This window comes from Mycobacterium sp. NGS11 (genome assembly GCF_059813315.1).
Genome location: NZ_JCALEJ010000001.1, coordinates 467,326 through 491,559 on the forward strand (window position 1 = coordinate 467,326; position 24,234 = coordinate 491,559).

Sequence of the window (24,234 nt, forward strand, 5' to 3'; positions counted from 1 at the left end):
TGCCTAGCGACCCCGGGCCGCTGCAGCGGTAAATTGCGAACATGACGGATACCGGCGGCGACATGGTGGCGTTGCGCGTCTCCGACGCCGACCGCAATGGCACGATGCGGCGACTGCACAACGCGGTCGCGCTCGGGCTGATCGACATCGACGAGTTCGAGCAGCGTTCGTCGCAGGTGTCCTACGCGCGCACGCGCGGCGAGCTGGACGGGTTGGTCGGCGACCTGCCGGGGCCGGGCGCCATCGTCACCTCCGCGGCCGACCGGGTGGAACTGCGCGGCTGGGCGGGTTCGCTGAAGCGCCACGGCGAGTGGACGGTGCCGACCCGCCTGGCGCTGGTCCGCCGCCTGGGTTCGGTGGAACTCGACCTCACCAAGGCCCGATTCGCGGGCCCGGTGGTGGTCGTCGAACTCGACATGAGATTCGGCTCGGTGGAGATTCGATTGCCCGACGGGGCGAGCGCGTCGATCGACGACGTCGAGGTCTATGTGGGCAGCGCCAGCGACCGGCGCAAAGACCCGCCTGGTGAGGGCCGGCCGCACGTGGTGCTGACCGGGCGGGTGGTGTGCGGCTCGGTGAACATCCGAGGACCGCGCCGCTCGCTGCTGCGCCGCCAGCGGCTCTGAGCGCCCGCCTTCGTCGAGTGTGCGTTGGCGGCGAGAAAACGCGCGAATTCCCGCCGTGACGACACACTGAACGCTGCGCGGCACTTCGCGGCGAGGGGCCGCGCCTCGACGCTCGGCCGGGTCGCGCGGCCTGCCATTAAGCTGGCGCCATGCCCGCTCGCACCGCGCTCGCTCCCGGAGAGTTGTCCCCGACTCTTCCGGTGCCCAGCCGCATCCCGCGCCCCGAGTACGCCTGGAAGCCGACGGCCCAAGAGGGCAGCGAGCCATGGGTGCAGACCCCCGAGGTGATCGAGAAGATGCGCGTCGCCGGCCGGATCGCGGCCGGCGCGCTGGTGGAGGCGGGCCAAGCCGTCGCACCCGGGGTGACCACCGACGAACTGGACCGGATCGCCCACGAGTACATGGTCGACCACGGCGCCTACCCTTCGACGCTGGGTTACAAGGGCTACCCGAAGTCGTGCTGCACGTCGCTCAACGAGGTCATCTGCCACGGAATCCCGGATTCGACAGTGATCGCCGACGGCGACATCGTCAACATCGATGTCACGGCCTACATCGACGGGGTGCACGGCGACACCAACGCGACCTTCCTGGCCGGCGATGTCGCGCAAGAACACCGGCTGCTGGTGGAGCGAACCCGGGAGGCGACGATGCGCGCCATCAACGCCGTCAAGCCCGGTCGTGCGCTCTCGGTCGTCGGTCGCGTCATCGAGTCGTACGCAAATAGATTCGGCTACAACGTTGTTCGTGACTTCACCGGCCACGGCATCGGTACCACGTTTCACAACGGACTGGTGGTCCTGCACTACGACCAGCCGTCGGTGTCCACCGTCATCCAACCGGGGATGACGTTCACCATCGAACCGATGATCAACCTCGGCGGGCTGGACTACGAGATCTGGGACGACGGCTGGACGGTGGTCACAAAGGACCGCAAGTGGACTGCGCAATTCGAGCACACCCTGCTGGTCACCGACACCGGTGTCGAAATCCTCACCTTGCCATGACGTTTGCTCCGATGACCGGAGCGTTGCTGGTCGCGGGCACCAGCTCCGACGCCGGGAAATCGGTGGTGGCGGCGGGCCTGTGCCGCTTGTTGGCCCGCCGCGGGGCCCGCGTCGCCCCGTTCAAGGCGCAGAACATGTCCAACAACTCGGTGGTGACCGTCGAAGGCGGTGAGATCGGCCGGGCCCAGGCGATCCAGGCACGTGCGGCGGGTCTGGAACCCAGCGTGCGATTCAACCCGATCCTGCTCAAGCCGGGCGGCGACCGCACCTCGCAGCTGGTGATCAAGGGTCAGGTCGCCGGCTCGGTCAGCGCGAAAAGCTATGTGCAGCATCGTGATCGGCTGGCCTCCATCGTGCTCGACGAATTGGCCTGCCTGCGCGAGGAATTCGATGCGGTGATCTGTGAGGGCGCCGGTTCGCCGGCCGAGATCAATCTGCGCGCCACCGATCTGGCCAACATGGGGCTGGCCCGGGCCGCGAATCTACCGGTGATCCTGGTGGGGGACATCGATCGGGGCGGCCTGCTGGCGCATCTGTTCGGGACGGTCGCGGTGCTCGAACCCGACGACCAGGCGCTGATCGCCGGCTTCATCGTCAACAAATTCCGCGGTGACCCCGCGCTGCTCGAACCCGGGTTGCGTCAGCTGCACGACCTGACGGGGCGCCCGACCTACGGGGTGCTGCCGTACGCCGACGAGCTGTGGTTGGACGCCGAAGATTCGTTGTCGGTGGTCGCGCACCGCGTCATCGGCACGCCCGGGCCCCCGCGCGGTGACCAGTGGCTGCGGGTGGCCGCGGTTCGGCTGCCCCGCATTTCCAACTCCACCGACGTCGAGGCGCTGGCCTGCGAGCCGGGTGTGCTGGTTCGCTGGGTAGTCGACCCCGCCGACCTCACCGACACCGACCTGATCGTCATCCCGGGCAGCAAGGCCACTGTCTTAGACCTGACCTGGCTGCGCGATCGCGGCCTTGCCGACGCGATCACCGCGCACGCTGCTACCGGGAAGCCGGTGCTGGGCATCTGTGGTGGATTTCAGATGCTGTGCAGTCGCCTGGACGATCCGGTGGAATCCGGAACCGCGGGCGTGCCGGGGCTGGGGCTGCTGGACGTCGACATCACCTTTCATCCCGGCAAGACGCTGCGGCGCTGGCGGCAGCCGCTGAGCGGCTACGAGATCCATCACGGCCGGGTCGCCCGCTGCGGCGAACAGAGCTGGTTCGATGCCGGCGCGGATCCGCACCCGCAGGGCGTGGTGCGTGGCGCGGTGTTCGGGACCCATTGGCACGGCTTGCTCGACAACGACGAGTTCCGGCGCGGTTGGCTCGGCCGGGTCGCCGACGCGGCCGGCCGCAGCGGCTTCGTGGTCGGCCACGTCGACGTCGCCGCGCGCCGCGATGCGCAGCTCGACCTCGCCGCCGATCTGCTGGCCTGCCATCTCGACATCGACGGTATTCTCAGGTTGCTTGACGGTCCACCGCCACGCCGGCCACATCTCGCAAGTCGCTTGCGGCCGTGAGTGATTCGCTGTCTTGGCGGCTCGAGCGTCGCCGTTGACGACGCGGTAAAAACGTTAAGTCTCTGTATAAATTGCCCAGAATCGTCGCGCTCGCACGCCGCTTGGCTGTAGCGTGCTGGGGTGTCCTCGATGATGACCACGCTGGACGGGTTCCCCGTCCCGGTGGTTGTGGCCGGCCCGGAGACCGGCGTCGTCGTCGTCATATTGGGGGACGAGAACCGCATCCCGGCGGCGTATGACGCCGTCTGCGAGCGCCTGCACACCGCGTCGCTTCGGACGGTCGTGATCGGGTTCGATTCGCGGCTGACGCCCAAGTCGGTGATCGGCGTCCTCGACGCGCTGAGCATCGGGTGGGCCGTGGTGATGGGCGACCGCGCGGGCGCCGAACTCGCGTGGGAACTGACCGCAACCCGGCTCGGCCGTTTCGTCGGACTGGTGGTAGTCGACCGCGGCCACCCAAAGGCCGCCGACTACGAAGGCGCCATCACCGACGGACACTGCCCGCCCGTCGAGATCGGCACCACCGTGTTGGTCAGCTCGCCGGCCGCGCGGGCGGTGGCACAGGCCAGCCAGCGCTACGTCTACGCCGACTACCGGGTGGTGCACCTGGGGCGCCGCAGCGTGCAGGAGTCGACGGCGCAACTGGCCGCGGAGATCATTTTGCGCGCCAGTACCTGGTAGCGCCTGGTTGACTGACGGTCATGGCCAGTGAAGACAGTGCTGTGACCGATCCCAAGACCCAGATGCTGTCGTTGACGGCGCTCGAACGACTGGCGGACACCGGCGAGGTGGACACGGTCATCGTGGCGTTCGCCGACATGCAGGGCCGGCTGGTCGGGAAGCGTATCGACGCGCGGCTGTTCATCGACGATGTGGCCGCACACGGCGCCGAGTGCTGCGGCTATCTGCTCGCCGTGGACGTCGACATGAACACCGTCGGCGGCTACGCGATCTCGAGCTGGGACACCGGTTACGGCGATACGGTCATGACGCCCGACCTGTCGACGTTGCGGCGCATCCCGTGGCTGCCCGGTACGGCGTTGGTGATCGCCGACGTCGGCTGGGCCGACGGCAGTCCGGTCACGGTGTCGCCGCGGGCGATCCTGCGCCGCCAACTCGACCGGCTGGCCGAACGCGGCCTGGCCGCCGACGTCGCGACCGAGCTCGAGTTCATCGTGTTCGACGAGCCCTACCGGCAGGCGTGGGCCAGCGGGTACCGCGGGCTGACCCCGGCCAGCGACTACAACATCGACTACGCGATCTCGGCGTCGTCGCGCATGGAGCCGCTGCTGCGTGACATCCGGCGGGGGATGATCGGCGCCGGCCTGCGCTTCGAAGCCGTCAAGGGCGAATGCAACAAGGGCCAGCAGGAAATCGGATTCCGTTACGCCGACGCTCTGGTCACCTGTGACAACCACGTGATCTACAAGAACGGCGCCAAGGAGATCGCCGACCAGCACGGCAAAAGCCTGACGTTCATGGCGAAATACGATGAGCGAGAGGGGAACAGCTGCCACGTTCACCTCTCGCTGCGTGACTCGCAGGGCGGCGCGGTGTTCGCCGATCCCAGCCGCCCGCACGGCATGTCGCCGGCGTTCTGCGGTTTTCTGGCCGGCCTGCTGGCCACCCTGGGTGACCTCACGCTGTTCTACGCGCCGAACATCAACTCCTACAAGCGATTCGCCGACGGCAGTTTCGCGCCCACCGCGTTGGCGTGGGGGCTGGACAATCGCACCTGCGCGTTGCGGGTGGTCGGTCATGGTCCCAGCACCCGGGTCGAGTGCCGGGTTCCCGGGGGCGACGTCAACCCGTATCTGGCGGTGGCGGCGATGATCGCCGGCGGGCTGTACGGTATCGAACGGGGCCTGGAGCTACCGGACCCCTGCGCCGGAAATGCGTACCAGACTCCCGGCGTCGAGCGGCTGCCCGGCACGCTGGCCGAGGCGGTCTCGGCGTTCGAACGCTCGACGTTCGCTCGGGACGTGTTCGGCGACGACGTCGTCGCCCACTACCTGAACAACGCCCGGGTGGAATTGGCGGCGTTCAACGCGGCGGTCACCGATTGGGAGAGGATGCGTGGGTTTGAACGCCTCTAGATCGCCGCGCCCGGCTGCGCCGCGCTTGCGATCGCCACGGCGCCCGGTGGTCGGCCTGACGACGTATCTGGAGCAGGTGCAGACGGGCATCTGGGATATCCGCGCCGGATTCCTGCCCGCCGACTACTTCGAAGGCGTCGTTCAGGCCGGCGGGATCGCGGTGTTGCTGCCCCCGCAGCCGGTGGACGGCGAGATCGTCGACTCCGTACTGGACGGCCTGCATGCGCTGGTGATCACCGGGGGATATGACCTCGACCCCGCCAGTTACGGTCAGCAACCGCACCCGACCACCGACCAGCCCCGCACCGACCGCGACGCATGGGAATTCGCGTTGTTGGGGGGCGCGCTGCGCCGGGGCCTGCCGGTGCTGGGAGTCTGCCGCGGGGCACAGGTGCTCAACGTCGCGCTGGGCGGCACCCTGCATCAGCACCTGCCCGACGTGCTGGGGCACAGCGGGCATCGGGCCGGGAACGGGGTGTTCAACAGGCTGCCGGTGCGCACCGTCGCGGGCACCCGGCTGGCCGCGCTGATCGGGGAATCCGCCGATGCGCCGAGCTATCACCATCAGGCCGTCGACCGGGTGGGCGACGGCCTGGTGGTCAGCGCGCGGGACGCCGACGGCGTCGTCGAGGCGCTGGAGCTGCCCGGGGACCGGTTTGTGCTTGCGGTGCAATGGCATCCGGAACAGTCGCTGGAGGATCTGCGCTTGTTCGCAGCCATCGTCGGCGCCGCCCGGTCGTACGCGGGACGCGTGAGCTGAGTTGACCGCGACGCAGCTGATCAACCCGGCGACCGAGGAGGTGCTGCGCTCGGTCGAGCACGCCGACGTCGCCGCGGTCGACGACGCGGTCGGGCGGGCGCGGGCGGCCCAGCGGCGGTGGGCGCGGTTGTCGCCGGCCGAGCGGGCCGCCGGATTGCGGGCCTTCGCCGCCGCCGTCGACACCCATCTCGGCGAGCTGGCGGCACTCGAAGTCGCCAACTCGGGGCACCCCATCGCGGCGGCCGAATGGGAAGCCGGTCACGTCCGCGACGTGTTGAACTTCTACGCGGCGAGCCCGGAGCGCTTGTCCGGCAAGCAGATTCCCGTGGCCGGTGGCCTGGACGTCACGTTCAACGAACCGATGGGCGTGGTCGGTGTGATCACCCCGTGGAACTTTCCGATGCCCATCGCATCGTGGGGCTTCGCACCCGCACTGGCCGCGGGCAACGCCGTGCTGATCAAACCCGCGGAGGCCACGCCGCTGACCACGATCCGGCTCGGTGAGCTGGCGGCGCAGGCCGGGCTCGACGCGGACCTGCTGCAGGTGCTGCCGGGGCGGGGCCCGGTGGTGGGGCAGCGGTTCGTGACCCACCCCGACATCCGCAAGATCGTGTTCACCGGGTCCACCGGCGTCGGCAAGACGGTGATGGCCGGTGCGGCCGCCCAGGTGAAGCGGGTGACCCTGGAACTGGGCGGCAAGAGCGCCAACATCGTGTTCGCCGACTGCGACCTCGAGCGCGCCGCCGCGACGGCACCGGCCGGGGTGTTCGACAATGCGGGCCAGGATTGCTGCGCTCGCAGCCGAATCCTGGTGCAGCGCAGCGTCTATGACCGGTTCATGGAGCTGCTCGAGCCCGCCGTCACCAGCGTCGTGGTCGGCGACCCGGCGTCCCGGGACACCGAGATGGGGCCGCTGGCGTCGGCCGCTCACCGGGACAAGGTGGCGTCCTATGTGCCCGACGACGCCCCGGTCGCGTTTCGCGGCACCGCGCCGGCCGGACGTGGGTTCTGGTTCCCGCCAACCATTTTGACGCCGCAGCGCACCGACCGTTGCGTCACCGACGAGATCTTCGGCCCGGTCGTCACGGTGCTGCCCTTCGACGACGAGCACGACGCCGTCGCCCTGGCCAACGACACCAGCTACGGGCTGTCCGGATCGATCTGGACCGACGACCTGTCCCGCGCGCTGCGCGTATCCCGGGCGATCGAATCCGGGAATCTATCGGTGAATTCGCACTCGTCCGTTCGCTACAACACGCCGTTCGGCGGGTTCAAGCAGTCGGGGCTGGGCCGCGAGCTGGGACCGGATGCACCGCTGAATTTCACCGAGACCAAGAACGTGTTCATCGCGATCGAAGAGGAGTAGGCGTGGCGGTCGATCTCACCCAACGATTGGCGGGCCGCGTGGCCGTCGTCACCGGCGCCGGCGGCGGTATCGGGCTGGCCGCGGCGCGGCGGATGCATGCCGAGGGCGCCACGATCGTGGTCGGCGACATCGACGGTGACGCCGGCGGCGCGGCGGCCGACGAACTGTCCGGCCTGTTCGTGCCGACCGATGTTTCCGACGAGGCCGCGGTCGATGCGCTGTTCGATGCCGCGGCGCGGGCCCACGGGCGCATCGACATCGCGTTCAACAACGCCGGCATCTCACCGCCCGACGACGACCTCATCGAGAACACCGAACTGCCGGCGTGGCAACGTGTCCAGGACGTCAACCTGAAGTCGGTGTACCTGTGCTGCCGGGCGGCGTTGCGGCACATGGTTCCCGCGCGGAAAGGCTCGATCATCAACACGGCGTCGTTCGTGGCCGTCCTGGGGTCGGCGACGTCGCAGATCTCCTACACCGCCTCCAAGGGTGGGGTGCTTGCGATGTCGCGCGAGCTGGGCGTGCAGTTCGCCCGGCAGGGCATCCGGGTCAACGCGCTGTGCCCCGGCCCGGTCAACACCCCGCTGCTGCAGGAGCTTTTCGCCAAGGATCCCGACCGGGCCGCCCGCCGGCTGGTGCACGTCCCGGTCGGCCGCTTCGCCGACCCCGACGAAATCGCTTCCGCGGTGGCGTTTTTGGCGAGCGATGACGCGTCATTCATCACCGCGTCGACGTTCATGGTCGACGGCGGCATCAGCGCGGCCTACGTCACCCCGCTTTAACCTCCGTACGTGTCGGCCGCTTGGGTGCCGGGCGGCTCGCTGACCAGGTGGATGGGCTCGACGACCCAGGCCCCGCGCAGCCGCTGCCGCGCGGGAGCCGCGGTTGTCCAAGTCCGCGGCACCGACAGCCCACCGACCGGAGTTGCCCGGCCCAGGCCGGCGCTGACCACGCTGGTGGCGGCCGGCTTTGGGAACAGCGAGTGCAGCGCCGCCGTTTTGTTCATCGCATTGAGGTGACCGATCGCGAAGTCCGACGGCGCGGTCAGTGAATTCAGCTTCGACAGCGTCGGGGTGACCGCGGCCAGCGACGCTGCGAACGTTGTCAGCGGTGACGACGACAGGCCGCGCAGCGCCCCGGGTATCACCGACATCACTTCGCGGCCCGCCGATGTGACGTCCGGCGCCGACCGGATAGCCCAATTGCGTTTCATCACAGGGACATTGCCGGGCGGAGCGGGGAAGGGAGCCAGGGTCACGGCGCGCGCCGCGGACTCCGCGTAGGCGCGCAGGGCGTGGGCGTTCTGCGCCCACATCGCGTCGTACTCGGCATCGACGTTCGCGATCGCCGCGCTCTTCTGGCCCAGACAATTCGTCGACACCAGCGACCTTCGTTGCGTGCGGTTGCCGGCGATCGCCGGTGGCGGCACGGTCGCGGTGATGGCCGACCGATGCGCGCGGGCCGCCGCCTCGAGCCCGATGGCCGCGCGCTCACTTCGGCCTGCGACGGCATCGAGCCAGTCCGCGTAGCGGGTCGCGGCTTGGGTGAGCGCCGCGCACTCGGCGCCGGTCCGCAGCCGTGCCGTCACCGCCCGGTAGTCGGCCGCCGCGCTGAACAGCCGCGCCGCCAACGCTTCCCACGCCGCGGCGGCGCGCATCATCGATCCGGCGCCGGGGCCGGAATACATCAGCCCGGAGCTGGTCTCCGGAGGTAACGTCGCGAAATCCATTACGGCCTCCGCCTGCCTGTGGCGGTGTCGGTGCTGCCCGAAAACATGAGGGTCTTCTTTCACGAGATAGCCATGTGGGTTACGAGCCGCGGGGCGTGGGCGCAACGATCAGCGGCGGGCGACGCAGACCTCGGTCAAGATGTCTCGGTCGAACGCAATGGCCGCCGGTGCGCGGGATCGGGCGCCGCCGGGGGCGAACACGATCGGGGTGAACGACAATGGCACCGGCGTCAGCAAGGATTGCGCCGACAAGCGGTTCCAGGTGAGCGGTCGCTCTTTCGTCATCCACGCGCGGCCGAGCGGCTTCTTGTTGGTCTTGTTCGCCGGCGCCGAAGGCAGCGAAACGGTCGAGGCGGGCCGGCTGAGGGCGGCGGGGCGGCCGGGCATCGGTCCGGCGTGCGCGTCGACGGTTGACGCCGACCAAGCCGTCGGCTCCCGCGGTGCCGCCGCCGCGACACCTTGTCGCAGCGCGGACCCCGTGGCCAGGGCGATGAACGCTCCCAGAGCCGCGGCAACCGCGATGACACGCTGCCATCGCCGAGTTTCACCGACACCCCGGAAAGCCACAGTGCACCGAATGTACCGCGCCGAAATCGGTGAACGGTCCCAGCGAGCTGTGAGCTCGATCCGAGTCCGTTGTGTGTTCTACGCGCGAAAGGCGATGAGCGGAATCGCCATCTCCGCGGCCGTGGCCCCACCGTGGAAGCCGATCAGGCGAGACATTTCCGGAGGCTCATGCGCGCTGGCCAGCACCGCGGCGTCGCCGGAACAAACCACCACCACGTCGCCGAGCCGCTCGGCGTGTCGCGCGGTGACCGGCCCGAACATGCCGGAGGCCACGGCCTGCTCGCGGCTGTAGACGGTGGCGCGTCCGTCCAGCAGCTCGCTCCACACGGCCTGCACGTCGCCGGCGGCGCCCGGCTCGGTGTGCAGATACCGGACCCGGGCCTCGCCGGCCACCACCCGGATCCCGTCGGCCAGCCTGGGGTCGGTGTCGAGGTCGACGCGGGCCTCGGGTGGGACGTTGATGCCCCCGTGATCGGCGGTCACCAGCACCGCCGTGTTCGCGGGCAGCGCGTCGAGCAGGCGGGACAGCAGCGCATCGACGTTCGCCGCCGCGGTGTGCCACTGGTCAGAGCCGATACCGAAGATATGGGCGGCGGTGTCGAGGTCCGCGGTGTAGCCGTACACCAGCCCGGGCGCCGCGCGCAGCTGGTCGGCCAGCAGGCGCGCGTAGTCGTCGGTGGGGGTGGCCGGATGCAATTCGGCGCCCCGGTACGCGGCCTCGGTCAGTCCGCTACCGATGAACACCGCCGGCAGCACGGCGCGGGCGCTCACGCCGGCGTTCTTGAGCCGTTCGAACCAGGTCGGCACCGGCTGCCACAGGGCGGGGGGCGGGTCGTCACGCCACCGGACGTGGGTGAGCACCCGGTCGGTGCCGGGCACCCTCAGCGTGAAACCCAGGATGCCGTGCTCGCCGGGCAGCGCGCCGGTGCACAACGACACCAGGCTGGTCGGCGTGGTCGAGGGGAATGTGCAGTCCAGCTGGGTCAGCCGCCCGGTGGCGCCGCCCAGCACGGACGCCAGCAGCGGCGCGCTGCCGGCCAGCTGGGGCAGCAGGTGCCAGCCCAGCCCGTCCACCAGCATGACCAGGACCCGGTCGACGCGGGCGCCCACCCAGTCCGCCACCGCCAACTTGTCGACGGCATCCTCGATCTCGAGCAGGGCGGCCGCGGCGGGCAGTACGTCGCACAGGGAACCGGGCACCGGGCCAGTCTGGCGGCGAAGTCAGACGCGCGCCAGTCGCCGGCCGGTCACCAGCAGCTGCCGATCGGTGCTGTCCCTGAGCGCGCGAACCTGCGCCGGCGACAGCCGCCCGCACAACCGGCCCCAGTGCATCGCCACCACATCACCGGCGGCCACGTCGGGCACCGCGCTGTACCCGTCGGCCCACACTTCGAGGACGCGCGCCGACGGCGCCGACAGGGTGAGGGCCCGACCGTCCCACGCGAGCCTTCGGCACAACACCTCGACGTGGTCGCCGTCGCGGGAAAGCACTGTGCCGGAGGTGATCCGGCAGTTGTCGAGCACGTTCAGCGGCTGCTCGACATTGATTTTGCGGCCTCCGCCGCCTAAGAACCGCGTCCACGGATACACCCCGAACACGTGGAAGCAGTGGTTGCCGGCGGCCTCGCACGCCAGATCCGTGGTGAGGTGCGCCCAGTAGTGGCCCGCCTGTGGGCCGATGATCGCGAGCAGCGCGGCAAAGAACTCCTGGGGGTCGAGGTCGGCGGCGACGCCGCCGCCGAGCCAATACGCCTCGACCAGACGATAATCCAGCGGGTCGGCGATGCCGGTGAGCTTCGACAGCACCAGCAGATACGGCCATGCGCCCGAGAATTTCGTCGCTGCCCTGCGCACCTCGGCGACCGAACCGTCGCGCAGGGTGGCACCCAACGGCGGACCGCAATAGCCGAGCGCGTTGGGCGCATAGGCGTAGCGGGCGAACATCTCTGCGCCCTGGTCAGGGGTCAAGTGCGCCCCACCAGCTTGACGGCGTCGCGGTGCATGCGGCCGAAGTTGTAGTACGCCGCGCAAGCCCCCTCCGGCGAGACCATGCACGTCCCGATCGGGGTCTCCGGTGTGCATGCCGTGCCGAAAACCTTGCATTCCCAGGGCTTTAGCACCCCCTTGAGCACCTCGCCGCACTGGCAGGCCTTCGGGTCGGCGACCCGCACGCCGGGCATGGCGAACCGCAACTCGGCGTCGAACTCGGCGAAATCGTCGTGCAGCCGCAGCGCGCTTTGGGAGATGAAGCCGAGCCCGCGCCATTCGAAGTGCGGGCGCAGCGCGAACACCTTGCCCATCAGCGCCAGCGCCGCCGGGTTGCCGCGCTCGGGCACCACGCGCTTGTACTGGTTCTCCACCTCGCAGCGGCCCTCGCGGATCTGGCGCAGCAGCATCGCGACCGAGGCCAGGATGTCCAGCGGCTCGAAACCGGCCACCACCAACGGCTTTCGATACACCTCGGGAACGAACCGGTAGGGCCGGTTGCCCACCACGGTGGACACGTGGCCGGGGCCGATGAACCCCGACAGCCGCAGGTCCGGCGACTCCAGGATGGCCCTGATCGGCGGCACGATCGTGACATGGTTGCAGAAGACGCTGAAATTGGGCAGGCCCAACTCGCGCGCCCGCACGAGCGTCACCGCGGTCGACGGGGCGGTGGTCTCGAAACCGATGGCGAAGAACACGATTTGCTTGTCGGGATGGTCGACCGCGATCTTCAGCGCGTCCAGTGGCGAGTAGACGAATCGCACGTCGGCCCCGCGGGCCTTGGCATCCAGCAGGCTGCCGTGCGAGCCGGGCACGCGCATCATGTCCCCGAAACAGGTGAAGATCACGTCGGACTGGCCGGCCAGCCACATCGCGTCGTCGATGCGGCCCATCGGGATCACGCAGACCGGGCAGCCCGGGCCATGCACCAGTCCGACATTGTCGGGCAGCAGGTGTTCGATGCCGTGCCGGTAGATGGTGTGCGTGTGCCCGCCGCACACCTCCATGAACTTGAACTGCTCACCGCCCGTCCCGGCCAGGTGCTCGATGGCCGTCAGCAGCTTGCGCGCCGCGGCCGGGTCGCGGAATTCGTCAACGAATTTCATTGCCGCTCCTCGTTAAACGATGGCCGACGAATCGAAGGCCTGCATTTCGGTGGCGTAGGCGTCACCGAGTTTCTTGATGGCGGCCAGGGTCAGCAGCGCCTCGGTCTCGTCGATCTTGGCCATCGCGAACCCGACGTGCACCAGCACCCAGTCGTCCGGGGCGGGCATGTCGTTCTCCAGCAGCCGGACACTGATCGCCCGCTGCACGCCACTGACGTCGACCTTGGCCAAACAGTTGGCGGGATCGGTGATCTCCACGATCCGGCCCGGAATTCCCAGACACATCTGATTACCTCCTAGCAGATCCGCGGCAACGGATCGCCGACGAGCATGTCGACGATGCGGGTGCCGCCGAACCCGGTGCGCAGCACCACGCTCTCGGCGGGTTCGGTGACGATTTGCCCGACCTCGGCCGCGCCGGCGCCCAGCGGCTGCGACCGCAACGCGGCCAGCCCGGCCTCAGCCTCCTCCGGCGCGACGACGGCCACGAATTTGCCCTCGTTGGCGACGTAAAGTGGGTCGATGCCCAGCAATTCGCAGGCGCCATTGACCATGGGCGCCACCGGAAGTCGCTCCTCGTCGAGCAGCACCCCGAGACCGCAGGCCTGGGCCAGCTCGTTGCACACCGTCCCCACGCCGCCCCGCGTCGCGTCACGCATCCACCGGGTGGACGGGGCGGCCGCCAGCAACGACTCCACCAACGGGCTGACCGACGCGGTGTCGGAGGCGATGTCGGCCTCGATGGCCAGGTCGCCCCGCGCGAGCATCACCGCCATGCCGTGATCGCCCATCGACCCCGACAGCAGCACCTTGTCCCCGGCCCGCACCGACTGTGCCGACAGTGTGCGGCCCGCCGGGATGACGCCGGTTCCGGCGGTGGTGATGAACAGTCCGTCGGCCGCGCCCTTGGGTACCACCTTGGTGTCGCCGGTGACGATTTGCACGCCGGCGGCGGCCGCCGCGGCGGCCATGTCGGCGACGATCTCCCTCAATTCCGCGATGGGGAAACCCTCTTCGAGAACGAACGCCGCCGAGATCCAGGACGGCACGGCACCGGCCACCGCCAGGTCGTTGCAGGTGCCGTTGACGGCCAGCTCGCCGATGGACCCGCCGGGAAACCGGCGGGGCTGCACCACAAACGAATCCGTCGACATCGCCACCCGCTCGCCGCTGGGCAGGGCCAAAACGGCGCCGTCGCCCAGCCATTCGAGCAACGGATTGCGAAACGCCTCCACGAACACCGCGTCCACCAGCGCCGCCGACGCCTTGCCGCCCGCCCCGTGCGCCAGGGTCACATGGTCGTCGAGGAGTCGGGGGCGACGCCGGCGGAACGACTCGATCCGCTCGATCACGTCGCCTTCGCCGAACCGCGGTCCCGACGAAAGGTAGTCACCCGCCGGCCTGTTCATCATGCCGCCCCCAAACCTTGGTCGCCGCCCAGACATTCGTGAACCGCCAGCCACAACTGATAACCCACCAGCGCCTGCGATTCCTGGATCCGGTGCACGCTCTGCGAACGAACGACGAAGCAGGCGTCCACGTTCGGGTTGTCCACGAACGCGCCGCCGTCGTAGCCGGCGAACCCGATGGTGTACAGGCCGCGGTTGCGCGCCTCGGCCAACGCGGTCAACAGGTTGGGCGAATTGCCACTGGTCGAAAGAGCGATCGCGATGTCGCCGTCCCTCGCGCGGGCGATCAGCTGCCGCGCGAACACCAACTCGAAACCGACGTCGTTGCCCAGTGCGGTCAGGATCGCCTGATCGGCTGTCAGCGACCACGCCGGAAGCGGCTTGCCGAGCGGTGGCCGCGCGAACAATCGCGCCAGCGTGGTGCAGTCGGTGCAACTGCCGCCGTTGCCGAAGGTGAACATCCTTCCGCCGGCGGCGAATCGGCGCGCCACCTCGGCGGCGGCCGACTTCAGCAGGCCGGCGTTGGCTTCCAGTGTGGCGCGCCGCAGCGCCACGCTTTCGGACGCCTTGGCCTGCGCGGACGCGGCCAGGTCGGCGAGCAGCGCGGAGGCGTCGTCCTCTTCGGCGTCGATGAACGGATACAGGAAGTTGGTGGGTTCGTCGGTGGGGCTCATGAAACGTCCTCCTCGTCGATGCGGCCGATCGCCGTGCCGGCGTGCACCAGCACCAGATCGCCGGGCGCAACGGGATCGACCAGTGTGGTGACCACGTTCTCGAGTCCCCGCGCCGTGCGTACCCTTGCCTCGCCGTCGACCGGCGCGCTCACGACCTCGCCCGGTCGGCCCTCGTCGCTGCACGTGACACACGCCCCGTTGTCGTCGTCGGGCTTGAGCAACCCGGAATGCTCGAAACACACATGGGTCAGCTCCCACAACAGGTGGTAAAACAGCACGAAGCCACCGGTGGCGGGCACGCGCGGGTCGGGATCATCCAGCCACAGCAGGTGATCCGCCGCGCCCGCCGCGGGCGGCGCGCCGCTGCCGATCCAGATGGTGGTGGCGCCCCAGGCCGGGCCGCGTCGCATCACCGAGCGGACCTCCGCATTGTCCGCTCCGGCGATCGCGACCACGATGTCGCCGGGCCGAACCGATACCCGCACCAGGTCAACCAGATTGGGCCCGGTCAGCGCGACGGCCGGCAGGGCCCGCTTCCCCATGATGACCGGATGGACGAATTCGACCGCGATGTGCAGCGCGTGGGGTTCCCACGATGGCGCGATGGACCACATCGTGGCGCCCGCGGCGAATCGCTTGGCCAGGGTCAGAGCGGTGGCGGCGAGCTCTTCGGCCAGTTCGGAACTCAGCCCGCGATCGATGGCGGTGGTGATCATCGCGCCGACGCCTCCTCCATTGCGGTCAGCACCGCGACCGCGGCCTGGCCCAGGGCCAGCCCCCCGTCATTCGGCGGCACGATGTGATGAGTGAGAACTTCAAAGCCGTTTTGCCGCAGCAGTGCACGGCACGCACCCAGCAACAGGACGTTCTGAAACACCCCGCCGGTGAGACCCACCAGCGTGGTGCCGCCCGCCACCAGGGCGACGGCCTCGGCGACCGCGGCGGCGACGGCCCGGTGAAACGCCGCGGCGAGCACCGGCGATGAGGTCCCGGCGCGCAGGGCCGCGACCATGGCCCGCACCATCGGGGCCGGATCGATCACCCCGTCGGGGCGCACGACGAGCGGCAACACCGGCTGTGTGCCCGTTTGACCGGCCGCCAGCGCCTCGAGCTCGATCGCGGCCTGCCCCTCGTAGTCGATGCGGTGCCGCACCCCGAGCAGGGACGCGACCGAGTCGAACAGCCGGCCCATGCTGGAACACGGCACGCAACCCGCCCCTGTCTCCAATTGCGAACGGATCAGCTGCAATTCGTCGGCGGTGGCGGCCGCCACCGGCGCCAGGCCGGGGGTCCAGTCGACGCCGGCCATCCACAACTGCGCCAGCGCCATCCGCCAGGGGTTACGCACCGCCGCGTCCCCACCCGGCAGCGGCACCGCCGCCAGGTGTCCGGCCCGGACGAAGCGATGGCTTCGGGTGTCGAGGGTGAGAATCTCACCGCCCCAGATCGTTTCGTCGCGTCCGTAGCCGGTGCCGTCGAAGGAGACCCCGACGATGGGTTCGCCGAGGCGCCCGTGTTCGGCCAGCAGCGACACGACGTGGGCGTGGTGGTGCTGGACCAGATCCAGCGGGCGTTCGTCCGCCTGACGCTCGGCCCAGCTTCGGGTGTGATAGCCCGGATGCAGGTCGGCGGCCAACCGCACTGGCCGGCCGCGGATTTCGCTGAGCTGGCTCACCGCCCGTTCGAACGCGCGCAGCGTCTCCCAGGTGGCCATGTCGCCGATGTGTCCGGACAGGTAGGCCCGGCGGCCGTCGGTGAGGCAGAAGGTGTTCTTCAGTTCGCCGCCCACGGCCAGCACGGCGGGGGCCTGGAGCTTCAAGTCGATCGGCAGCGGCGCGTAGCCGCGGGACCGGCGGATCGGCAGCTCGGTGGCCCCGCGCTCGTCGTGGACGACGCGCACCACCGAGTCGTCACACGGCACGTGGATCGGGCGGTCATGATCGAGCACGGCGTCGCACAGCGCCGGAAGCCGTTGTGCGGCATCGTCGTCGGTGAAGCAGATGGGTTCATCGGAGCGGTTGGCACTGGTCAGCACCAGCGCATCGGGTGCAGTCCCGCAAGCTCCGGGGACCGGCGCCAGCAGCAGGTGATGGAGGGGGGAGTACGGCAGCATCAGCCCGAGCAGCGGGCTGCCGGGCGCGACCGCCCCGGCGACCGGAGCGCCGGCGCGCCGCCGCAGTAACACGATCGGGCGGGCCGGACTGGACAGCACCGCGGCCTCGGCGCCGTCGACGTGGGCGTAACGTCGCGCCACGTCGAGATCGCGCACCAGCATGGCGAACGGCTTGGCGCCACGCGCTTTCCGCGCGCGCAATGCGTCCACCGCCGCCTCGTCGTCGACCGCGCAGGCCAGGTGATAGCCGCCGACGCCCTTGATGGCCACCACGGCGCCTGATGCCAGCGCGACCTGCGTCGCGCCCAGCGCCGCGTCCGCCCCGCTCACCCGGCCGGCCGGTGATGCGAACCAGAGGCTCGGCCCGCAGCCCGGGCAGGCGATCGGCTGCGCGTGGAATCGCCGATCCGCCGGATCGTGATATTCGGCGGCGCAGCGCGCACACATGGCGAACCCCGACATCGTGGTGGCCGGCCGGTCGTACGGGAGTTGTCTGATGATGGTGAACCGAGGCCCGCAGTTGGTGCATGTCACGAACGGATGCCGGTAGCGCCGGTCGAGCGGATCGAACAGTTCGGCGATGCAGTCGTCGCACACCGCGATGTCGGGTGGGATCGGGCTGGTCGCGCCGGTGGCCGATTGGCTTGGCACGATCCGGAATTCGGGCCGGCACGCGGGGTCGGCGGCGACGCCGGCGACGCGCACGTCGGTGACCCGCGCCAAGGGCGGGGCCTCCGCACGCAGCCGGCGGGTGAATTCCTTCAGCGCGGCGGGCCGGCCCTGCACCTCGAGAAACACCGCACCCGAGTCGTTACCGACGAATCCGGCCAGACCCAGTTCGGTCGCGATCCGGTGCACGAACGGACGGAAGCCGACCCCCTGCACCACGCCGGTCACCGTGACGCGCTGCCGGGTGTCAGCGGTGCCGTGACGCAACAGCAGTGGGGTATCGGTCATCTCAACCGGCTCCCAGGGTGCGGTGTCAGGTCCGTGCGGCCGCGGCCCATCAGTTCCAGGCCCGCCATGGCCCGTTCGGCCCCGGCCTGATCGGTCTTCTCGACGACGAAGCCCATGTGGATGATCACCCAGTCGCCGGGCGCGAACGTCTCCTCCGGCAACATGCCGACGTTGACCTTGCGCTGTTCACCGGCGACGTCGACGAGCGCGAGCTGTCCCTCGAAACCGTCCAGCATTTCGATGACCTTTCCGGGTATGCCCAAACACATGGCTCAGCACCCCTTTTCGGCCGCCGACGGCGCGGCCTGCAACGCCGCGACGATCTCTTCCACCGCCCGCGCCGCCCGCGGGACGGCCTGCGCGACCGGTTCGGTGAGGCCGATGCCCTCCTGGACGCTGCCCGCCTCGCAGCCGACCACCACGGTGTAGGGCGGCCGGCCACCCAACGCTCGCAGGCTGGCGAAGACCGCGGCCGGGTCCATGCTGTGCCCGTCAAGGCCGTCCGGCCCGGACGACGACTCGTGGTCGGCCTGAAAGACGTGCAGCGTGCCGGGATGGCCCCGGCTCGGCACGGCGTCGACCAGGACCAGCGTGTCCCACTCTTCGAGCAGGTCATACGCGAGGTGCATGCCCCGGATTCCGTAGTCGATGACCTGGACCATCGGATCGTCCTGGGGCAGATCGGCATTGCGAACGACTTCCGAGCCGAACCCGTCGTCGCCCAGGAAGATATTGCCGATCCCGGCTACCAGGATGCGCGTCGTCATAGTGGCACTCGCGTCGGTTACATCCGCCTCAACTTGAGATAACGTCGGGCGTCCGGAACCGATATCGCGCCGAGCGCCAGCCCGATCGCTGCCACCAGCGCGACGATGGCGATGAAGATCCAACCGAGGACTTCCATAGTGAACTCCCTTCAGGGGTTTGTGCTGTGCTGAGTTTGCAGCGGTTCGACTTCGTCGGGGGAGAAGTACAAATAGCGGCCATACCAGTCGTGCAGGTCCGCGGCCGGGTCCTCGTCGACGACGACGCCGACGTGCTTGTTGCCTTCGACGTCCTCGTGCACCGACGTGACGCGGGCGGTCTTGCCGGCGACGAAGATGTCCTGGGCGTCGGCGTTGCGCCGTGGGCGCAACCGGACCCTGCTGCCTCGCGCGATCCGGATCCCGTTCACCAGCACCGCGTCGACCTCCGGACGGACGGCGGTGTCTGCCAATGGGTTCCACCAATCCACTCCCTCGGGGATCTCGGGTACCAGGCCGGCGGGGACGTTGAGCGAGTGCGGATCGCGCAGCACCCCGTGCAATCGCGTCATGGCCTCGGGCGACATGGCGTCGCATTCGTCGATGATGCGCGCGGCGCGCGGGTCGGTCGCCCGGGCCTGCGCCTTCTCCTCATCGGTCATGGTCATCACGCGCAGGGTGAGGATCTCGTCGATCTCCGTGCAGTCGTACAGGGCGGTGTCGCTCTGTTCGGCGACCTCGGGGTGGTCGTAGAGGATGATCGGTGAGATCAGCAGCATGTCGTCGGTGCCCGGCGCGCCCGCGAGCACCGGGAAGCAGCGATGCCGGCCGCACCGGGACGCCGCCTCGGCTGCGGACGGTGGCGGCTCGAGCAGTGAGATGAACCGGCCGCCAACCACTTCGGCGAGGAGGTGGGTACCGATCATGGAACGCGCGATCGCGTCGCCTTTGTCGCGTGCGGGTGCACCGATGTTGGCCACCCGCACCGAGACCCGCCGTAGGCCACCGTCGGGCTCGCTGGTGACGGTCAATAGGCCGCGTATCTCGTGGCGTTCGCGAACCAGGCGGCCGCCGTCCACCGCTTCGACGTCGGTTGCCGCGCCGGCCGTCAAGGGCAGCGCCAAGGGTTGATCGTCGAACGCGAGGGGGCCGAAGGAGATCTCGCGTTCCACGGCTTCGTCCCAGGTCAGCCACGAGCCGGCCGGGGTCCGCAGTTCGTCGACGGGTACGAAATCGCCTGTACCGGTGGCTTGTTCGGCCCGCCGGTGCTGCAATTGCAGGAACCGCACCACCAGCATCAGCGCCCGGGCGTCGTCGACCAGGAAATCCGCGGCGATGGCGTCGTCTTCGCCCAGGCCGGATTCGGCGGCGCCCGGGGGCCCCACAACGCCGAATTGCCAGCGTGATTGGTTCTTGCTCGACGTCCCCCGGTACGGGTAGAGCAGATAGCCTTCGTAGAGCACCGCGTCGGCGACGGCGCGAGCGCGATCCCAGCTCGATGTCATCGCGTCACCTCACGATCGGTGACGTCCAGCAACGAGGTGACCGCGCGGTCGAAGTCGAGCATCCCGTGGGCGGACTTGTAACCGGCCAGCTGCGCGACGGTCTCGTGGCTCAGCCGAATCCATCCGGTGTTGGGATAGTGCTGGGCGACCAGGTCGCGCCAGACCGCGACCGGCATCGCGTAGTTGTCCTCGCAGTCCCACGAGACCTGCTGCACCGAGAATCCGCGCTCGGCGTTGACGAAAATCGTGCCGCTGAACAGGAATTGCAGCGGGACCGCGCCGTCGCGCAGCGCGTGCAGATATTTGGCGGCGGCGACCTCGAAGTCGTAGGTGCATTCCAGAGGCAGGGTCGCGGTCGTGTGGCCGGTGAACCCCGGCACCATCGTGGCGCAATGCTGCCACAGGAAGGTGCGTTGGGTGCTGGCCCAGCGCTCGCGGCCGCCGAACAGATCCAGCAGTCCGGCCGCTTCGTCGTCGGAGTAGGAGCGGCGCAGCGGCTCGATCCGGACCTGGCAGCGCAGGGCGATGGCGTGCACGGGGTCGTCGCCGCTGGCGGTGACGCCGACGCGGGCGGTCAAGACCGGGCTGACGGTGTAGGGTTCGGCGGTCACGTCCAGGACCGCGAAGCTCACGTTCATCGGCGCGTTCATCGCGGTGTCCTGGTGGCACGGGCGGCGAGCCGGTCGAAGAAGTCGTCGATGAATTCGCGGGCCTGCTGGCCGCCGTCGAAGCCGCGCCACACCAGGCGCAGGCGTCCGACGAATTCGTAGCAGGCATCGATGGGCACCAGATACGTTTGTGGCTGCGGTAATTCGCCATCCTGGGCGCTGTCGGCGACTCGAACCAGCAGCGCCTCCACGTCGTCGGCCAGCAGGCTCACCCGCGGGTCGGCGCCGCGGATGGTGTCCCAGACCTCCATGTCCAGCTCGGATTCGCATGCCCCGGCCGGCCCCGGGTAAAAGGCAACGGTGCGCGCGAGGGCGGAGTTGGTGAAGAAGAAGGCGACCCCGACGGGGATCTGCAACGCTTCCCACACCAGGCGATCGAGCGCGAAGTCGGGAAACGACAGATACCGATCCGGTACCGCGCGGTAACGCAGGTCGGCTTCGGTGTCGGTGAACAGCAGATAGCAGGCTCGACAGACGCACATCAGTTGGCGGCCGGCCACATTGACCACGTGCTGATGTTCGTCGGCGATCGACTCCGCGCACATCTCGCAGCGCTCGCCCGCCGGCTCTGGGGCGCGCCGGTCGCTGCGGATGCGGGCCAGGACATCGAACGGGGTGCTCATGCCGGTGCACCCAACGGATCGGTCCGCAACGCCACGGACAGCACTCCGTCGCGCGTCAACAGCGGAATCGGGTCCAGGTGATCGCCCGACGCATCTGCCACACCGGCTCCCGCACCGACCACGTCGAAGTCCGTTTCACAGCGCGGGCAGCGCAGCGTTCGACCCTGCAGTTTCGAACCCGCCAGCGAGTCGTCACACACCGGGCAGTGATCCCGGTAGGCGAAGGTCTGGTCACCGACACGGCAGGCCAGCACTGTGACCCCGTCGACCACGAATCCCGCCACTTCACCGGATGCCAACTCGGCGAGTTCGGGTGCCGGGTGCCAGGCGGTCGGCCCCTGGCCGTTGGAATGCAGGCGCGTCAGAAGCGATTCGGCGGGAATGACATTCGCCGGTGCGGTCTCGGCGGTCACCACCTCGATCGAGGAGATCTCCGGCGCGGCCGCGCGGACCGCATCCTGCACGGCCAGCTCCAGCGTCACCGCGGAGGACGGACAGCTCTTGCAGCTGCCCTTGAAGGCCAGCCGCACGGTGAGATCTTGCGGGCGGTCGCCCGGAACGACCTCGAGCAGGTCGACGTCGCCGCCGTGCGAACCCAGGTAGGGCCGCACCCGGTCCAGCGCGGCGGACACCCTGCGGTGTACGTCGTGCGGATGCAGACCGTGCACCAGGAGCAGGCTGGCCACCAGGTCGTCGGTGGCCAGCCGCTCGACCAGCCCCCCTTCCGGCGCGGGATCGCCGGCCATCCGCACGATCCGTTCCAGCCCGGCACCGTACAGCCCGACTACCTCTCGAACCAGTTGCTGCGCACGGTCATACGCGGCGGTCCCACCTGCCGCGCACGAATCGAGCAGCGTCTGGATGCGATCGCCCGCTTCACGCCACCGCGTGTCGTTCGCGGACTTCTCCGGGCGATCCGCCATGCGTCACTCCCCGACGGGTGACTGGGTTGGCGTGTGCAGTCTGTCCAGGGTCTTGCCCTTACCCAGGTACATGTGCACGCCACAGGGCAGGCATGGATCGAAGCTGCGCACCGTGCGCATCACGTCGATCCCCTTGAAGTTGTCGCGGCCGTTCTCCTCGAAGATGGGCTGCCCCTGCACCGCGTCCTCGTACGGACCCGGTGTGCCGTAACTGTCGCGCGGGTTGGCATTCCACGGCGTGGGCGGGTACGGGTGATAGTTGGCGATCTTGCCGTCCCGGATCACCATGTGGTGGCTGAGCACACCGCGCACCGCCTCGGTGAAGCCGCATCCGATGGCCTCGTCGGGCACCTCGAAGCGCTCCCACGTCTTGGTGCGCCCGGCGCGGATCTCCTCGAGCGCCTTCTCGGCGAAGTACAAACCGCACGCCGCCGCGTAGGCCTGGAAGTAGGTGCGCGCCCGGTCGCGCTCGATCGTGTTGCTGCCGTACTTCGGGATCTTCCACTCCAATTCGACGGGTCCCTTCAGGGCCGTCTTGGGCAGGTTGATCTTGACACTGCTGCCGGTCGCCTGCACGTAACCGATGTCGACCAAACCGGCCAGCGCCGTCGCCCACAGCCGGGCCAGCGGTCCGCCGCCGGTGTCCAGCGCCAGGTGGTCCTTGCCGTCGAACCAGCGCGGTGACATCACCCAGCTGTACTTGCCGCCCTCTAAGTCCCGCTTCTGCGGGTGCGGGTTGGTGTGCTGATTCCACGGGTGGCGCCGGTCCACCGGGTTGCCCAGCGGGTCGGTCTTGACGAACATCTCCTGATCGGTCCAGTCATCGTAATACGAACTGCCCAAAAGGATTCGGATGCCGAGGTTGATGTCCACCAGCGAGTGGGTGACCAGCTTTCCGTCGACCACCACGCCCGGGGTGACGAACATCGCGTTACCCCAGCGCTCCATGTCCTTGTATTCGAAGTTGCACACCTCGGGATCCTGGAAGGAACCCCAGCAGCCGAGCAGGGTGCGGCGCAGCCCGACGTTCTCGTAACCGGGCAGTGCGGTGTAGAAGAAGTCGAACAGGTCGTCGTGCATGGGCACGACCTTCTTCATGAACTCGACGTAGCGCATCAGCCGCGTCATGTAGTCGGTCATCAGCTGGACGGTCGCGACGGTGCCGACCCCGCCGGGGTACAGCGTGGACGGGTGCACGTGGCGACCCTCCATGAGGCAGAACATCTCTCGTGTCCAGCGGCTGACCACGAGCGCCTCGCGGTAGAACTCGCCGCTGAACGGGTTGAGCGAGCGCATGATGTCGGCGATCGTGGAGTACCCGTGTGCGTCGGCGTGCGGCGCCGGGGTTTTCTCGGCCAGGGAAAGCACGCTCGGGTTGGTCTCGGAGACCATCTTCTCGCAGAAGTCCACGCCCACCAGGTTTTCCTGGAAGATGTTGTGGTCGAACATGTATTCCGCGGCCTCGCCGAGGTTGACGATCCATTCACCCAGATGCGGCGGCTTGACGCCGTAGGCCATGTTCTGCGTGTAGCACGAACAGGTGGCGTGGTTGTCGCCGCAGATGCCGCAGATGCGGCTGGTGATGAAGTGGGCGTCGCGGGGATCCTTGCCCTTCATGAATATCGAGTAGCCGCGGAAGATCGACGAGGTGCTGTGACACTCGACGACTTCTCGGTTCTCGAAGTCGATCTTGGTGTAGATGCCCAGGCTGCCCACGATCCTGGTGATCGGGTCCCAGGCCATGTCGACCAGTTGGCCGGGCTCCCGCTTGGCGTGGGTGGGTTCAGGAATGATGGTTGTCATCGCGCTACTTCTTCCCGCTTTGGCTGCCGTCAGCGTTGGCTGATGCGGCGACG

General features: G+C 69.0%; 26 protein-coding genes. 8 read left to right on the forward strand and 18 right to left on the reverse strand.

Annotated elements, in window-relative coordinates; genetic code table 11:
* The first annotated feature begins 41 nt into the window (after nucleotides 1-41).
* The 8 genes from AC5Y4T_RS02370 (at nucleotide 42) to AC5Y4T_RS02405 (ending at nucleotide 8,154) form a co-directional block, all read left to right on the forward strand.
* Complete coding sequence (locus AC5Y4T_RS02370) at nucleotides 42-626, forward strand: DUF1707 SHOCT-like domain-containing protein (protein WP_499919180.1); 585 nt, start codon at nucleotides 42-44, stop codon at nucleotides 624-626.
* A 149-nt stretch (nucleotides 627-775) separates the two neighbouring features.
* Entirely contained in the window at nucleotides 776-1,633 is an 858-nt protein-coding gene (gene map / locus AC5Y4T_RS02375; RefSeq protein WP_499951846.1) for a type I methionyl aminopeptidase, read from the forward strand.
* A gap of 11 nt (nucleotides 1,634-1,644) precedes the next feature.
* Nucleotides 1,645-3,150 carry a cobyric acid synthase gene (locus AC5Y4T_RS02380; protein WP_499952006.1) on the forward strand — a complete coding sequence of 502 codons (1,506 nt, stop codon included), beginning with the start codon at nucleotides 1,645-1,647 and terminating at the stop codon, nucleotides 3,148-3,150.
* A gap of 129 nt (nucleotides 3,151-3,279) precedes the next feature.
* Nucleotides 3,280-3,831, forward strand: a complete 552-nt coding sequence (locus AC5Y4T_RS02385) for an alpha/beta hydrolase (RefSeq protein WP_499919812.1) — start codon at nucleotides 3,280-3,282, stop codon at nucleotides 3,829-3,831.
* 20 nt (nucleotides 3,832-3,851) lie between these two features.
* Nucleotides 3,852-5,246 (forward strand): glutamine synthetase family protein, encoded by a 1,395-nt coding sequence (locus AC5Y4T_RS02390; protein ID WP_499951848.1) that lies wholly within the window; start codon nucleotides 3,852-3,854, stop codon nucleotides 5,244-5,246.
* A complete protein-coding gene (locus AC5Y4T_RS02395) occupies nucleotides 5,212-6,006 on the forward strand; it encodes a gamma-glutamyl-gamma-aminobutyrate hydrolase family protein (RefSeq protein WP_499952007.1) in 795 nt (264 codons plus the stop codon). The genes AC5Y4T_RS02390 and AC5Y4T_RS02395 overlap by 35 nt, the downstream gene beginning before the upstream one ends.
* A 1-nt stretch (nucleotide 6,007) precedes the next feature.
* Nucleotides 6,008-7,372, forward strand: a complete 1,365-nt coding sequence (locus AC5Y4T_RS02400) for an aldehyde dehydrogenase family protein (RefSeq protein ID WP_499951850.1) — start codon at nucleotides 6,008-6,010, stop codon at nucleotides 7,370-7,372.
* Nucleotides 7,373-7,374: 2 nt separating this feature from the next.
* Nucleotides 7,375-8,154, forward strand: coding sequence for a 3-oxoacyl-ACP reductase (locus AC5Y4T_RS02405; protein ID WP_499951851.1), 780 nt, complete (start codon nucleotides 7,375-7,377; stop codon nucleotides 8,152-8,154).
* Here the strand turns inward: AC5Y4T_RS02405 and AC5Y4T_RS02410 are convergent.
* The 18 genes from AC5Y4T_RS02410 to AC5Y4T_RS02495 form a co-directional block, all read right to left on the reverse strand.
* Nucleotides 8,151-9,101 carry a PPE family protein gene (locus AC5Y4T_RS02410; RefSeq protein ID WP_499951852.1) on the reverse strand — a complete coding sequence of 317 codons (951 nt, stop codon included), beginning with the start codon at nucleotides 9,099-9,101 and terminating at the stop codon, nucleotides 8,151-8,153. The two genes, AC5Y4T_RS02405 and AC5Y4T_RS02410, sit on opposite strands and share 4 nt — an antisense overlap.
* A 108-nt stretch (nucleotides 9,102-9,209) precedes the next feature.
* Nucleotides 9,210-9,668 carry a hypothetical protein gene (locus AC5Y4T_RS02415; RefSeq protein WP_499951853.1) on the reverse strand — a complete coding sequence of 153 codons (459 nt, stop codon included), beginning with the start codon at nucleotides 9,666-9,668 and terminating at the stop codon, nucleotides 9,210-9,212.
* Between the two features lie 78 nt (nucleotides 9,669-9,746).
* On the reverse strand, nucleotides 9,747-10,868 hold the full coding sequence (locus AC5Y4T_RS02420) for an alkaline phosphatase family protein (protein WP_499951854.1): 1,122 nt from the start codon (nucleotides 10,866-10,868) through the stop codon (nucleotides 9,747-9,749).
* Between the two features lie 21 nt (nucleotides 10,869-10,889).
* Nucleotides 10,890-11,636 (reverse strand): DUF6390 family protein, encoded by a 747-nt coding sequence (locus AC5Y4T_RS02425; RefSeq protein ID WP_499951855.1) that lies wholly within the window; start codon nucleotides 11,634-11,636, stop codon nucleotides 10,890-10,892.
* Nucleotides 11,633-12,763 carry a hydrogenase formation protein HypD gene (hypD, locus tag AC5Y4T_RS02430; protein ID WP_499951857.1) on the reverse strand — a complete coding sequence of 377 codons (1,131 nt, stop codon included), beginning with the start codon at nucleotides 12,761-12,763 and terminating at the stop codon, nucleotides 11,633-11,635. The genes AC5Y4T_RS02425 and hypD overlap by 4 nt, the downstream gene beginning before the upstream one ends.
* A gap of 12 nt (nucleotides 12,764-12,775) precedes the next feature.
* On the reverse strand, nucleotides 12,776-13,048 hold the full coding sequence (locus tag AC5Y4T_RS02435; protein ID WP_499919202.1) for a HypC/HybG/HupF family hydrogenase formation chaperone: 273 nt from the start codon (nucleotides 13,046-13,048) through the stop codon (nucleotides 12,776-12,778).
* 11 nt (nucleotides 13,049-13,059) lie between these two features.
* On the reverse strand, nucleotides 13,060-14,172 hold the full coding sequence (hypE, locus tag AC5Y4T_RS02440; protein ID WP_499952008.1) for a hydrogenase expression/formation protein HypE: 1,113 nt from the start codon (nucleotides 14,170-14,172) through the stop codon (nucleotides 13,060-13,062).
* Nucleotides 14,172-14,846 carry a D-sedoheptulose-7-phosphate isomerase gene (locus AC5Y4T_RS02445; protein WP_499919206.1) on the reverse strand — a complete coding sequence of 225 codons (675 nt, stop codon included), beginning with the start codon at nucleotides 14,844-14,846 and terminating at the stop codon, nucleotides 14,172-14,174. Before AC5Y4T_RS02445 ends, hypE begins: the two co-directional genes overlap by 1 nt.
* Nucleotides 14,843-15,562: a HypC/HybG/HupF family hydrogenase formation chaperone gene (locus AC5Y4T_RS02450; protein ID WP_499951859.1), complete on the reverse strand. Its 720-nt coding sequence runs from the start codon at nucleotides 15,560-15,562 to the stop codon at nucleotides 14,843-14,845. Before AC5Y4T_RS02450 ends, AC5Y4T_RS02445 begins: the two co-directional genes overlap by 4 nt.
* Complete coding sequence (gene hypF / locus AC5Y4T_RS02455; RefSeq protein ID WP_499951861.1) at nucleotides 15,559-17,916, reverse strand: carbamoyltransferase HypF; 2,358 nt, start codon at nucleotides 17,914-17,916, stop codon at nucleotides 15,559-15,561. Before hypF ends, AC5Y4T_RS02450 begins: the two co-directional genes overlap by 4 nt.
* A complete protein-coding gene (locus AC5Y4T_RS02460; protein WP_499919214.1) occupies nucleotides 17,913-18,185 on the reverse strand; it encodes a HypC/HybG/HupF family hydrogenase formation chaperone in 273 nt (90 codons plus the stop codon). The genes hypF and AC5Y4T_RS02460 overlap by 4 nt, the downstream gene beginning before the upstream one ends.
* Before the next feature lie 3 nt (nucleotides 18,186-18,188).
* On the reverse strand, nucleotides 18,189-18,683 hold the full coding sequence (locus AC5Y4T_RS02465) for a hydrogenase maturation protease (RefSeq protein ID WP_499919216.1): 495 nt from the start codon (nucleotides 18,681-18,683) through the stop codon (nucleotides 18,189-18,191).
* Nucleotides 18,684-18,700: 17 nt separating this feature from the next.
* Nucleotides 18,701-18,820, reverse strand: coding sequence for a DUF6893 family small protein (locus AC5Y4T_RS02470; protein WP_499919218.1), 120 nt, complete (start codon nucleotides 18,818-18,820; stop codon nucleotides 18,701-18,703).
* Between the two features lie 12 nt (nucleotides 18,821-18,832).
* On the reverse strand, nucleotides 18,833-20,164 hold the full coding sequence (locus AC5Y4T_RS02475) for a hypothetical protein (RefSeq protein WP_499919221.1): 1,332 nt from the start codon (nucleotides 20,162-20,164) through the stop codon (nucleotides 18,833-18,835).
* Nucleotides 20,161-20,814: a DUF6084 family protein gene (locus AC5Y4T_RS02480; RefSeq protein ID WP_499919223.1), complete on the reverse strand. Its 654-nt coding sequence runs from the start codon at nucleotides 20,812-20,814 to the stop codon at nucleotides 20,161-20,163. The genes AC5Y4T_RS02475 and AC5Y4T_RS02480 overlap by 4 nt, the downstream gene beginning before the upstream one ends.
* A complete protein-coding gene (locus AC5Y4T_RS02485; protein ID WP_499919224.1) occupies nucleotides 20,811-21,455 on the reverse strand; it encodes a DUF5947 family protein in 645 nt (214 codons plus the stop codon). The genes AC5Y4T_RS02480 and AC5Y4T_RS02485 overlap by 4 nt, the downstream gene beginning before the upstream one ends.
* Nucleotides 21,452-22,378 (reverse strand): NifU-related iron-sulfur-binding protein, encoded by a 927-nt coding sequence (locus AC5Y4T_RS02490; protein ID WP_499919228.1) that lies wholly within the window; start codon nucleotides 22,376-22,378, stop codon nucleotides 21,452-21,454. Before AC5Y4T_RS02490 ends, AC5Y4T_RS02485 begins: the two co-directional genes overlap by 4 nt.
* Before the next feature lie 3 nt (nucleotides 22,379-22,381).
* Nucleotides 22,382-24,181: a nickel-dependent hydrogenase large subunit gene (locus AC5Y4T_RS02495; protein WP_499919233.1), complete on the reverse strand. Its 1,800-nt coding sequence runs from the start codon at nucleotides 24,179-24,181 to the stop codon at nucleotides 22,382-22,384.
* Nucleotides 24,182-24,234: the final 53 nt, after the last annotated feature.